This window comes from Actinoplanes xinjiangensis, assembly GCF_003148685.1.
In the GTDB taxonomy this organism is placed as follows: Bacteria; Actinomycetota; Actinomycetes; order Mycobacteriales; family Micromonosporaceae; genus Actinoplanes; species Actinoplanes xinjiangensis.
Genome location: NZ_QGGR01000005.1, coordinates 240,215 through 252,231 on the forward strand (window position 1 = coordinate 240,215; position 12,017 = coordinate 252,231).

8 protein-coding genes and 3 pseudogenes are annotated in these 12,017 nt (G+C 72.6%); 5 read left to right on the forward strand and 6 right to left on the reverse strand.

Features of this window, described 5'->3' with window-relative positions; genetic code table 11:
• Positions 1-290 precede the first annotated feature (290 nt).
• Together BC793_RS52655 and BC793_RS52660 are read right to left on the reverse strand one after the other, a co-directional pair.
• Positions 291-1,556, reverse strand: a pseudogene (locus BC793_RS52655) (FAD-binding protein); the annotation flags it as partial.
• Positions 1,557-2,204: 648 nt separating this feature from the next.
• Positions 2,205-2,753: pseudogene (locus tag BC793_RS52660) on the reverse strand (FAD-dependent oxidoreductase); the annotation flags it as partial.
• Positions 2,754-2,805: 52 nt separating this feature from the next.
• Here BC793_RS52660 and BC793_RS13475 point away from each other — a divergent pair.
• From BC793_RS13475 to BC793_RS13495, 5 genes are all read left to right on the forward strand, one after another.
• A complete protein-coding gene (locus BC793_RS13475) occupies positions 2,806-4,410 on the forward strand; it encodes an FAD-dependent oxidoreductase (protein ID WP_275416170.1) in 1,605 nt (534 codons plus the stop codon).
• A 202-nt stretch (positions 4,411-4,612) separates the two neighbouring features.
• Positions 4,613-5,917 (forward strand): hypothetical protein, encoded by a 1,305-nt coding sequence (locus BC793_RS13480; protein ID WP_146246254.1) that lies wholly within the window; start codon positions 4,613-4,615, stop codon positions 5,915-5,917.
• Positions 5,914-6,897 (forward strand): glutamate ABC transporter substrate-binding protein, encoded by a 984-nt coding sequence (locus tag BC793_RS13485; RefSeq protein ID WP_203896173.1) that lies wholly within the window; start codon positions 5,914-5,916, stop codon positions 6,895-6,897. Before BC793_RS13480 ends, BC793_RS13485 begins: the two co-directional genes overlap by 4 nt.
• An 87-nt stretch (positions 6,898-6,984) precedes the next feature.
• Entirely contained in the window at positions 6,985-7,509 is a 525-nt protein-coding gene (locus BC793_RS13490; protein ID WP_109592836.1) for an NfeD family protein, read from the forward strand.
• Positions 7,510-9,018, forward strand: coding sequence for a flotillin family protein (locus tag BC793_RS13495; RefSeq protein WP_109592837.1), 1,509 nt, complete (start codon positions 7,510-7,512; stop codon positions 9,016-9,018). It abuts the gene before it with no gap.
• Positions 9,019-9,024: 6 nt separating this feature from the next.
• Here the strand turns inward: BC793_RS13495 and BC793_RS13500 are convergent, their stop codons facing one another.
• From BC793_RS13500 to BC793_RS51265, 4 genes and pseudogenes are all read right to left on the reverse strand, one after another.
• Positions 9,025-9,609, reverse strand: coding sequence for a hypothetical protein (locus tag BC793_RS13500; protein ID WP_146246255.1), 585 nt, complete (start codon positions 9,607-9,609; stop codon positions 9,025-9,027).
• A 2-nt stretch (positions 9,610-9,611) separates the two neighbouring features.
• A complete protein-coding gene (locus tag BC793_RS13505) occupies positions 9,612-10,751 on the reverse strand; it encodes a lipid-transfer protein (RefSeq protein WP_109592839.1) in 1,140 nt (379 codons plus the stop codon).
• On the reverse strand, positions 10,748-11,143 hold the full coding sequence (locus tag BC793_RS51260; protein ID WP_239169989.1) for a hotdog family protein: 396 nt from the start codon (positions 11,141-11,143) through the stop codon (positions 10,748-10,750). The genes BC793_RS13505 and BC793_RS51260 overlap by 4 nt, the downstream gene beginning before the upstream one ends.
• A gap of 9 nt (positions 11,144-11,152) precedes the next feature.
• Positions 11,153-12,016: pseudogene (locus BC793_RS51265) on the reverse strand (bifunctional MaoC family dehydratase N-terminal/OB-fold nucleic acid binding domain-containing protein); the annotation flags it as partial.
• Between the last annotated feature and the right edge of the window lies 1 nt (position 12,017).

Below are 12,017 nucleotides of genomic sequence, written 5' to 3' on the forward strand. Positions count from 1 at the left end.
GTGGCCGCCACGGTGGCCGGCGTGGCTGGCGTAGCCATGGCGCTGGCCGGGGTGGCCGTCGCGGCGGTTGGTGGGGTCGTTGCGGTGGCTGGTGTGGCCGCCTCGGTGGTTGGTGTGGCGGTGGTGGTGGTCGGCGTGGCCGCCACGGTGGCCGGCGTGGCTGGCGTAGCCATGGCGCTGGCCGGGGTGGCCGTCGCGGCGGTTGGTGGGGTCGTTGCGGTGGCTGGTGTGGCCGCCTCGGTGGTTGGTGTGGCGGCGCTTGTCCGGACTTCAAGGGCCGCGGATGCGGTTGCGGCATGGCGGCCCGCGCGCCGGCCGGAGAAGACACAGTCGGCCAGTGAGAGACCGCTGACATACGACCCCGAACAGATACCGACTGCGGTCCGGCCCGCGGCATAGAGTCCGGAGATCGACGCTCCCGAGGGGGTCAGCACCCGGCCGGTCTCCTCATCGACGATCAGGCCACCAAGAGTCAGCATCGGCGCCGGAACGGCTCGCAGCGAGACGTCGATGAGCGAAAACGGCGCCTTGACCAGCGGCCGGACCAACGCCACCGGTTTACCGACCTCGTCCCGGGCCGGACCACCGACGGCCGCGTCAGCGACACCCGCAGCTACGACAACATCGTCCGCCGCCACAACAGAATCGCCCGCAGCCACAGCGCCATCAGTCACAGCCTCGCCACCCTCGTCTGCGGCCCCAGCATCGTTCGTGGACGCAGCACCACCCTCAGCAGCGGCTTCGCTCGCGGACACACCACCACCCTCGGCAGCGGCTTCGTTCACGGCCACAGCACCGTCGGCTGCGTTGTCCGCGGCGGCGTTGGTAGCAGCGGCATTCGTAGCAGCGGCGAAGTTGTTCGCGACGGGGTTACCCGCGACAGCGTTGTTCGCGGCTACGGTGGCGGCGAGAGTCGCCTCGTCGATGCCGGCACGGCGGGCCAATGCCGACAGGGTCGCCGCTGAGGTGCGGCGGGCAGTGAAGAGCCACCAACTCTGCCACCGCTGGAACCACAACGTCTGCGAGGGAACCTGCCGCCACGCCTCACGGAGCACGTCCGAGTCGACGAGGAGCCAGGCCCTGCCGTCGGGGGAGGCGCGGATGGCTTCACCGATCGCCGCACCGTAGCGGGACTCGTCGCACACCCGCAGCCCGGCCCGGTCCACGAGAACGCCGCCGAGCAGCGCCGACGGCGGGGTGAGAAACCGCCATAGCGTGACCCGGTCCAGGTGCCGGGTGCCCGCACCGGCCGCCGTCCCGAGCCGGATGCCAGCCCCGTCGTCGCCCGGCGTCCCCAGTCGCAACCCGCGATACCCGGGCGCATGCTCCCGCATCATCTCCCGGTCGAAGACGAACCCCCCGGCCGCCAACACCACCGCATCCGCGTGAATCCGCAGTTCCTGCCCGTAGCACTCCTCGATCCAGGCAACCGCCCGGTGCAGCACCCGCCCGAAACCCGGCACATAGACCCCCGGCTTCACCGACCACCGGTGCAGCCACCGGTGCGCGACCCGGGCCCACCCCGGCGCCCCGCGCAGCGTCCGGCAAACCACCCCGACAACCCGCTCCCCCAAACCATCCACTCCAGATCCTGAGCCTGCCCGGACAGACGACAGCCGGTCGTCATCCGAATCCGGCTGGCTCCCACCGCTGTCTCCAGCCGTTTGAGACAGCGGTGACGACCAGCCGACGCGATCTGATTGGGGCACTTCGGTATCAGCCACCCCGCGAGGGAACGGCGAAGACCGGGTCGCAGAACTCGCAGCCGGCCCAGCGCCAGGGACGGGCTGGTTCTCACCGCTGCCTCCGGCACGCTGAGACAGCGGTGACGACCAGCCAACGTGACCCGGCTGGCTCCCACCGCTGCCTCCTGAGCGCTGAGACAGCGGTGACGACCAGCCGAGGGAATCCGGCTGGCTCTCAGCGCTGCCTCCGGGGCACTGAGGCAGCGGTGACGACCAGCCAACGTGACCCGGCTGGCTCCCACCGCTGCCTCCGGGGCGCCGAGACAACGGTGACGACCAGCCGAGGGAATCCGGCTGGCTCCCACCGCTGTCTCCGGGGCGCTGAGACAACGGTGACGACCAGCCGGAGGGATCCGGCTGGCTCTCAGCGCTGTCTCCGGGGGGCTGGGACGGCGGGGGCGGCCACGTGGGGGTGGAGGGGTGCGGGTGGGGGGCGGTGGGCGTACTGGTGTGGGGGGTGGGGGACAGCAGGAGGGTGACGGCTCGGGATTGCGGGAGGAAACGGATTCGGCGCGCGAAGGCGGCTGCCGCCAGGCGGGCGTGGAGGGTGCCGCCGGAGGTTCCGGGGGCGTGGGTTCGATGTCCTCGTGGGGCGGGCGCGGGGTGACCGTGTTCGCTGCCCGACTGGTACAGGTAGTGGCGGTTCGTCGGGTAGGACGTCTTGTACGGGCACAGGCGGGCGTCGAACGGGACGCCGTGGTCCTCGAGCCAGGCGAGCATGTCGGCGGATTCGTCGCAGAACCGGCGCAGGGTGGCCGGGGTGACCGCGTCGCGGACCTCGTGGCGCAGGTAGTCGTACATCGCCGTGGGGGTGTCGGTGACGCCGGCGGCCCGTTGCTGGCGGGTGCCGCCGCCGGCGTAGACGATGCCGCCGGAGATGGCGGTGGCGCCGCCGCCGGTGAAGCGGTCGATGATCAGGACGTCGGCGCCGGACTCGGCGGCCTCGATGGCGGCGCAGGCGCCGGCCGCGCCGAAACCCACCACCACGACGGTGGCCGACTCGTCCATGCGGGCCCCCCGAAAGATAGCGGCGGCGACCGGACAACTATAACCTGTTCTAGTGTTGCGCGAAGAGGAATTCGACGTCGTCGTGGTGGGGAGCGGCGCGGCCGGCATGACCGCCGCGCTCGCCGCCGCGCACCATGGTCTCAGCGTTATCGTGACCGACGGGGCCGAGGTGTACGGCGGTTCGACCGCCCGCTCCGGCGGAGGCCTGTGGATCCCCGGCCCGGAGGCGACCACCTATCTGAAACACGTTGCAGGCGACGAGGTGCCCGCGAACCGGCGGGATTCCCTGCTCGAGCACGGGCCGACGGTGCTGGCGTTCGTGAAGCGGCACACGCCGCTGGAGTTCGCCCGGGTGCCGGGCTATCCGGACTATCACCCGGAGGCGCCGGGCGGGCTGGCCGAGGGGCGCACGCTGGAGCCGCGCCCCCTGGACGTCCGCCGGGTCGCCGAGGACACCGGCACGCTGGCCCCGCCGTACCGGGCGGCGCCGAACGGCATGGCGGTGACCGCCGTCGACTACCGGTGGCTGTCGCTCGGGCTGCGGCATCCACGGTCGGCGCTGACCGCGGTGCGACTGGCGGCCGGGCGGCTCCGCGGGCGGCGGCTCACCATGGGGCAGGCGCTGGCCGCGGGGCTGCGGGCCGGGTTGCGGGCGGCGGGGGTCCCGGTGCGCCTGGGTACGCCGATGACCGCTCTGCACGTGGACGAGGACGGCCGGGTCGCCGGTGTCCGCACACCGGACGGGCTGTTGCGGGCGCGACGTGGCGTGGTGCTGGCGTGCGGCGGGTTCGACCACAACGAGCGGATGCGGCGGCGGTACCAGGATCTGGGGACCGCGTGGACGGCCGGCGCGACCGGTAACACCGGGCTCGGCATCGAGGAGGGGCAGCGGCTGGGGGCGGCGCTGGATCTGATGGACGAGGCGTGGTGGGGGCCGTCGCTGCCGTTGACCGGTGGGGCGTACTTCTGCCTGGCCGAGCGCAACCTGCCGGGCAGTCTGATCGTCGACGGGGCGGGGGTGCGGTTCGTGAACGAGGCCGCCCCGTACGTCGACGTGGTCCACACCATGCTGGGCCGCACCGGGACCGGCCGGCATCTGCCGGCGTGGCTGGTGACCGACCGCTCCTACCGGGACCGGTACCTGTTCGCCGGGCGGGCGCCGCGGGCCCCGTTGCCGCGGCGCTGGTTCGACGCCGGGATCGCGCACCGGGCGGACACCCTCGACGAACTGGCCGGGCGGATCGGGGTGCCGGCCGACGCCCTGGGGGCGACGGTGGAGCGGTTCAACGGGTTCGCGGCGAGCGGGCGGGACGAGGACTTCGGGCGGGGCGATTCGGCGTACGACCGCTACTACGGCGACCCGCGGCAGCGGCCGAATCCGTGCCTGGGCCCGCTGCTGCGGCCGCCGTTCCTGGCGTTCTCGCTGGTGCCGGGTGACCTGGGGACGAAGGGTGGGTTGCGCACCGACGAGCGGGCCCGGGTGCTGCGCGAGGACGGGACGGCGATTCCGGGCCTGTACGCGGCGGGCAACGCGAGTGCCTCGGTGATGGGCCGCGGTTACGCGGGCGCGGGCGCGACTCTGGGCCCGGCGATGACGTTCGGCTACCTGGCCGCCCGGGACCTCGCCGCCGGCGAGCCTGCAGACCCGAAGGGGTGAGCCCACCGCCGACCCGACGAACGCGCGGCCGGCGAGGGAAGCCCACCGCCGGCCCGGCAAGCGCGCCGCCGGTGCGGGCGCCCCCACGCGCCCGAGCCACCGCCCGCGACGGCCGGGGTTTCGTAGCGGTGTGGACTCGGTTCCCTACCGTGGCGGTGTCGCCGTATCGTGGCCGTCCCACATGGATCAATCGGGGGTGTGCGTGCCGACCCAACTCGCGCCTGCAAGACGACCGGCACCACCCGAGAGCGACCGGCTGTCCACGCCGCGGCTCTACTGGCTGGTCGCGGTCGGACTGGTGGTGCTGGCACTGGCGGCCGGCGCGGCCGCGGTGGCGGATCTCCGGCAGAGGTCGGCGCTGCTCACCGACGTGTCCGAGGTGAAGGCGCCGATCAGCGTCGACGCGCAGACGCTGTACCGGTCGCTCGCCGACGCCGACGCCACGGCCGCGACGGCGTTCCTGTCCACCGGCGGCGAGTCGTCCGGCCTCCGTATCCGGTATCTCGACGACCTCGCGCAGGCCAGCGCGGCGCTGACGATCGCCCTGCGGGACGCCGACGACAGCGAGACGGCCCGGTTGCAGGTGGTCGCCGAGCAGCTGCCGGTCTACACCGGCCTGGTCGAGACGGCGCGGTCCAACCAGCGTCTCGGGGTGCCGCTGGGCGGGGCCTATCTGCGGGAGGCGTCGGGGCTGATGCAGCAGACGATCCTGCCGGCCGCCGCGGGGGTCTTCGACAGCACCCATCGGCGGCTGGTCGGTGAGCAGGAGGAGGCCGACGGCTTCCCCTGGCTGACGGCGTTCTTCGGGCTGCTGCTCGCCGGCGGGCTGCTCGGGGCACAGGTGCTGCTGGCCGGCCGGAGCCGGCGCACGTTCAACCTGGGGCTGGTCGCGGCGAGCGGGATCACGGCGCTGGCCCTGCTCTGGTCGGTGGTCGCGCTCGGCGCCTCGGCCGGCCGGCTGGAGACCGGGCGCGGGAGCCCGGCGGAGCAGGTGTCGGTGCTCGCCAACGCGGGACGGGCGGCACTCCAGGCGCGGGCCAACGAGTCGCTGACGCTCGTCGCCCGGGGTGGCGGCGCCGCGTTCGAGACACAGTTCACCGCCCAGATGGACGAGCTGGCCGGCGTGGACGGGCGGGGTGGGTTGCTGGCCACGGCGCTGGCCCAGGCCGGTGCCGGCGACCGGGTGTTCATCGAGCAGGCCCGTGCCGAGGCCGACGAGTGGCGCACGCTGCACCAGGAGGTACGGGCGGCGGACAACGGCGGCGACTGGAACACGGCGGTCGAGCTGGCGACGGCGACCGGTGACAAGGCGCTGCCGGCGGTGTTCGCCCGGCTGGACGAGGCGCTGACCAGTGCGCTGACCGCCGGTAACGAGCAGGTCGACCGCCAGGCCGGTGACGCGGAGGGTGCCCTGACCGGACTGACGGCGGGCTTCGTGCTGCTCACGGCCGGCCTGATGGCCGCCGTTGGACTGGGTTTCCGCCCGCGGATCGGGGAGTACCGGTGAAGACGAGGACGAAGGCCACTGCGGCCCTGCTGACGGTCATGATGGGCGCCGCCGGGTGCGGTACGCCCGACGAGTCGCCGCGGCCGGTCTCCGCGGACGCCACGGCGGTGGTGCCGCAGCCGCTCAACGTGCAGGATCCGGCGGAGATCCCGAGTGCGGCACCGGCGCCGACCTGTGAGCCGCGGGCCAGCCTGCGACCGCCGTCGTCGATGCCGAAGCCGGGCGCGATGCCCGGTGGAAGCACGATGGCGGAGATCGCGCAGCGTGGGCGGCTGGTGGTCGGCATCGACCAGAACGCGTACCTGTTCGGGTTCCGTGATCCGGGCAGCGGTGAGCTGGTCGGCTTCGAGATCGACTTCGGCCGGGAGATCGCGCGGGCGATCTTCGGCGATCCGGCCAAGGTGCAGTTCCGGGCGATCACCACGGCCGACCGCATCCCGATGCTGCAGAAGAAGGAGGTCGACGTGGTCATCCGGACCATGTCGATGACCTGTGAGCGCTGGCAGCAGGTGTCGTTCTCCAGCGAGTACATCCCGTCCCGGCAGCGGCTGCTGGTGCGCAAGACCGACCGGATCAAGGACTTCCCCGACCTGGCCGGCAAGAAGGTGTGCGCCACCCGGGGCAGTACCAGCATCGTGACGATCGCGCAGCAGCCGCACCACCTGGTCCCGGTGAGCACCGACAGCACCCTGGACTGCCTGGTGCTGCTCCAGCAGGGCCAGGTCGACGCGGTCTCGACGATCGACATCCTGCTCGCCGGTCTGGCCGCGCAGGACCCGACGACCGAGGTGACCGGGCAGCCGGTGTCCGACGAGCCGGCCGGGATCGGCATCCCGAAGGAGCACGACGACATGACACGGTTCGTCAACGGGGTTCTGGAGAAGATGCGCGCCGACGGCACCTGGACCCGCATCTACGACAGGTGGCTGAAGGAGCGGCTGGGCCCGGCGACACCCCCGGCACCGGTGTACCGGAACTGACGGTCGTTCGGCCGACAGTGCAGGTAGTCGGCTTGCACTACCCTGACTCAGCCGGTCGGTGACCGGCCTGAATGCAAAAGGACGGGCGTGCTGACCGCGACTGTGGTGTTCCTGGTGATCGGCGGCGTGGCCGTGGCGGTCCTGGCGCTGGCGCTGCTCGGCGGTGAACTGCTGCACTTCGGCCATCCGGAGGCGGGTGGGCCGGTGTCGACCGAGGTGGCGGCCGGTTTCCTGGGGGCGTTCGGGTTCGCCGGCGCCGCCGCGGCCGAGCTGCTCGGAGCCCGTACCGCCGGATCGATCGTCATCGCCGCGGCCGTCGGCGCGCTGGCCGCCGTGCCCGCCGCCTGGCTCGCGTGGCGGCTGTCGCGGGCGGCCCGGAACATGCGCACCGACGCCACACCGCAGCGGCAGCATCTGGTCGGCTCCCTCGGCGTGGTCGTCACGCCGGTGCCGGCCGGCACGGGTTACGGCGAGGTGCGGGTCCGGCTGGGCGGACAGCCGGTGAAACTGAACGCGCGCGCCGACCGGGCCATCCCCGCCGGGGCTCAGATCTTCGTGATCGAGGCACCCAGCGATACCAGTGTCGTAGTGGAAGAAACGGGGAAGGTCTGAATGTCTGGATTGTTGATAGCGATCGGCGGCGCCTTGCTGCTGGTCCTGCTGCTCGTCGTGTTCATCCTGTCCCGGATCAAGGTGGCCGGGCCCAACGAGGCGTTCATCATCACCGGCCGCAAGGGCAAGACGACGCAGGGCCTGGACGGCAGCAGCAGCACCGACATGTCGGGGCAGAAGGTCGTCATGGGCGCGTCGGTGTTCGTGCTGCCGGTCGTGCAGAAACTGCAGTCGCTGGACCTGTCCAGCCGCCGCATCGACGTCAGCATCAAGGGCGCGGTGTCCAAGCAGGGCATCCGGGCCGAGCTGCACGGTGTGGCGATCGTCAAGGTCGGCGGCAACGAGGGGGCGATCCGGGCGGCCGCCCAGCGGTTCCTGCACCAGCAGGCCGAGATCGAGGACTTCACCCGTGAGGTGCTGGCCGGTGCGCTGCGGTCGATCGTCGGCCGGCTCACCATCGAGGAGATCATCCGGGACCGGGCGGCGTTCGCCAGCGCGGTCGCCGAGGAGGCCGAGCACTCGATGACCAACCAGGGTCTGGTGCTCGACGCGTTCCAGTTGCAGGACATCGTGGCCGAGGGGTCGTACCTGCAGGATCTGGGTCGTCCGGAGGCGGCGCGCGTGCTCAAGGACGCGGCCATCGCCGAGGCCCGGGCCCGGCAGGCCGCCGAGCAGGAGCGGCTGCTCGCCGAGGAGGCGATCGCCGAGGCGAACCGGAACCTGTCGCTGAAGCAGGCCGGCATCCAGGCCGAGATCGACGCGGCGAAGGCGCAGTCGGCGGCGGCCGGCCCGCTGGCCCAGGCCGAGCGGGACCAGAAGATCCTGGCCGAGCAGCAGAAGGTGGCCGAGCAGAACGCCGAGCTCAAGCAGCGTCAGCTCGACACCGAGGTGCGCAAGCCGGCCGACGCCGCCCGGTACCGGGTGGAGCAGGAGGCCGAGGCGGCCCGCAGCGCCGCGGTGCTGCACGCCGACGCGCAGCGGCAGGCCACCATCGCGGCCGCGCAGGCGCAGGCCGAGACGGCCCGCCTGACCGGTGAGGGTGAGCGGGCCCGTCGTGCCGCGCTGGCCGAGGCGCACGCGATCGAGGGTGCCAAGGAGGGTGAGGCGGAGCAGCGCCGGCGTACCGCGATCGCCGAGGCGATCGAGCGGGAGGGCTCGGCCGAGGCCGCGGCGATCCTCGCGAAGGGTCAGGCCGAGGCGGAGGCGATGGCGCGCAAGGCCGAGGCGTTCGCGCAGTACGGCGACGCGGCCGTCATCGACCTGCTGGTGAAGGTGCTGCCGCAGGTCGTCGAGGCGGCCAGCGCCCCGCTCGCCAACGTCGACAAGCTGACCGTCATCTCGACCGACGGCGCGACGTCGCTGACCAAGTCGGTGGCCGGCAACGTGGCGCAGGGTCTGCAGATCGGCACCGATCTGACCGGCATCGACCTGACCGGGCTGCTGGCCCGGCTCGGCGGCGGCAAGGTGAACGGCGAGCACCCGGCGGTCGAGGGCAAGGTCCAGGACTGAGCGGACTCACCCGGCCGGCAGGCAGCTGCCGGTCGGGTTGTTCTCCAGCCGGAGCTGGGTGAAGTCGGTGCCGACGAGTTTGAAGGCGAACACCAGCCGGTCCTTGCGGCACGCTTTGCTGTCGGCGCCGACGGCGTGACCGTCGGCCTTGATGATGATCTCCCCGGACGTCACCTCCAGTCCGGTCACCCATGGCCGGCGCAACTCGGCGGTGGGACTGCTGAGCAGCGGCTGATCGATCCGCCAGGGGCGCTGGGCCGGGGACGAGCCGTCGAAGACCTCCACGGTCGAGCTGTCGCACGCGCGGGCGACGAGCGCGTCGGCGATGCCGTCGCCGGTCACGTCGGCGGTCACCACCTGCTGGACGGTCGGCTCCCGGGTCTTGTCCTCGCACGGCAGGACGAAGGTGTCCCAGTCGGCGTCCTTGCCGGCGCTCGCGAGGTTGCCACCGGGTGCCTCGGCCTCGGGCAGGTCGGTTGACGTGGACGCCGACGCGGATGCGGTCGCCGAGGGCGACACGGACGGGGTGCTCTCTCCACCGGACGTGCACCCGGCCACCAGCATCAGCGCCACAAAGGGGACAAACCTCATGATCACAGACTAGAGGCGAGGACCAGTCCGCTCGTCGGAACTCCGGTTCCCGCGGTGACCAGCACCGGGCCGTCACCGGGCACCTGGTTGACGGCGGTGCCGCGGATCTGGCGGACCGCTTCGGCGATGCCGTTCATGCCGTGGATGTACGCCTCCCCCAGCTGCCCACCGTGCGGGTTCACCGGCAGCCGGCCGCCCAGCTCGATCCCGCCGTCCGCGATCAGGTGCCGGGCCTCCCCCCGGGGGCAGAAACCGAGTTCCTCCAACTGCATGAGGACGTACGGGGTGAAGTGGTCGTACAGCACGGCGGTGCGGATGTCGGCCGGACCGTACCCGGATCGCCGCCACAGCTGCCGCGCGACCACCCCCATCTCCGGCAGCGCCCCCATCTCCGGCCGGTAGTAGCTGGTCATCACGTACTGGCCGGGCCCGCTGCCCTGTGCCGACGCGGCCACCACCGCGGGCGGCCGGGCCAGATCACGGGCCCGCTCCAGCGACGTCACGACCACCGCGACCGCCCCGTCACTCTCCTGGCAGCAGTCGAGCAGCCGCAACGGTTCGGCGATCCACCGGGACGCGCGATGGTGGTCGAGGGTGATCGGCCGGCCGTGGAACCACGCGTACGGGTTGGTCGCCGCATGCCGCCGCGCCGCCACCGTGACCCGGCCGAAGTCGTCGGCGCTCGCTCCCGAGTCGTGCAGGTAGCGCCGGGCGACCATGGCGACCTGCGCGGCCGGGGTGGCCAGGCCCATCGGCGCGTGCCAGCCCGCGTCCGGGTCGGGTGAGGCGTAGGCCTGGCCGAACCGCCGGCCGGACCGCTCGTTGAGGGCGCGGTAGCAGACCACCACGTCGGCCAGCCCGGCGTCGACGGCGAGGACCGCCTGCTGCACCACCGCGCACGCGGCGCCTCCGCCGTACCCGATCCGGGTCAGGAACGTCAGTTCGGCGATGCCCAGCTCGCGGGCGACGGCGATCTCGCTGTTGCCGTCCATGGTGAAGGTGACCAGGCCGGAGACGTCGGCGGGGCGCAGGCCGGCGTCGTCGAGGGCGGCCCGGATCGCCTCGACGGCCAGGCGCAGCTCGCTTCGGCCGGAGTCCTTGGAGAACTCGGTGGCGCCGATCCCGGCGATCGCGGCGGTCACGAGGCCACCGCGCCGTCCCCGGAGAGGCCGGCGCCGTCGGGGGGCGCCACCTCGACGGTTCCGGTGACGTGCACGCCGGAGGCGGTGCGGCCGGTCACCTCGACACGGTCGCCGAACACCTGGCCGGTGAAGGTAAGGGTGTCGTAGGCGTGGCACGGCGTACCCAACCGGATCCTGATGCTCCTGATTCTGATCGCCGGGCCGAGCCGGTCGGTGACGAAACGCTGGACCAGACCGGTGGTGGTGAGGATGTTGACGAAGATGTCCTTTCCGCCGAGGCGGACGGCGGCGTCACGGTCGTGGTGGACGTTCTGGAAGTCCCGGGTCGCCAGCGCGGTGCTGATGATCAGCGTGGGGGTGACGTGCAGTTCCCACGGGTCCAGCGTGGGCACGTCGGGGTGCCAGACCGGCAGGCCCGCGTCGAACGCGACACGCACCGGGTCGCCGATCTCCGGGCGCGGGCCGCGGTACTCGGCGACCATCCGAACGCCTTCGGCGAGATCCACGAGCGCGATCGTGTACGGGGCACGCCGCCCCGGTACCGGCGGATGGTGGTGGACGACGTAGCTGTGGATCGTTCCGGCGCCGGTGGCCACGGTGTACTCCGGCTTGACGGAACCGCAGTCGGGGCAGGCCGGGCCGGGCGGGTGGCGCAGGGCACCGCACGCGCCGCAGCGTTGCAGGCGCAGTTCGCCGGCGGCGACGCCGTCCCAGAAGAAGGTGTTGTCCGCGGTCACCACCGGCCGGATCGGCTCGGCGCGCGGGGTCTCCGGTGGCTTCTCCGGCCGGTACCGCAGGATCCGGAACGTCATCTCGGCGACCGGCTCGTCACCGACCAGCCACCTGGTCGTGGTGGTGATGAACCAGCCCTCACCGAGCGAGGTGCGCTTCGGGCCGACCACCGAGGTGAGCCGGCTGCGGACGGTGACCTCTTCGCCGACCCGCAGGTACCGGTGATAGGTCTGCGCGGAGTCGGTGGCGACCACGGCACCGAACCCCGACCTGTCGCAGGCGCCGGACACGACCTGGAGCGGATCGTCGGCGGACGGCGGCGCCAGCCCGCGCATCGTCCAGACCTGGATCATGGCGGGTGGCGCGGTCCCGGTGCGTTCGTAGGACGGGTTCGCGTCGCCCATCGCCTCCAGCCAGGACCGGATCATCGGCAGGTTGACCGGATCCCGGCCGGGTTTCGCCGGGGTCTCCCCCGCCGGTAGCAGCAGGTCCGCTGCCGCGAGCGGGGAGGACGGGGCGGCCTCCGTCGTCATG

Coding starts and splice junctions, on each gene's coding strand:
- BC793_RS13495 (WP_109592837.1), top strand. CDS start 7,510: ATGTCTGGATTGTTGATAGCGATCGGCGGCGCCTTGCTGCTGGTCCTG.
- BC793_RS13500 (WP_146246255.1), bottom strand. CDS start 9,609: ATGAGGTTTGTCCCCTTTGTGGCGCTGATGCTGGTGGCCGGGTGCACG.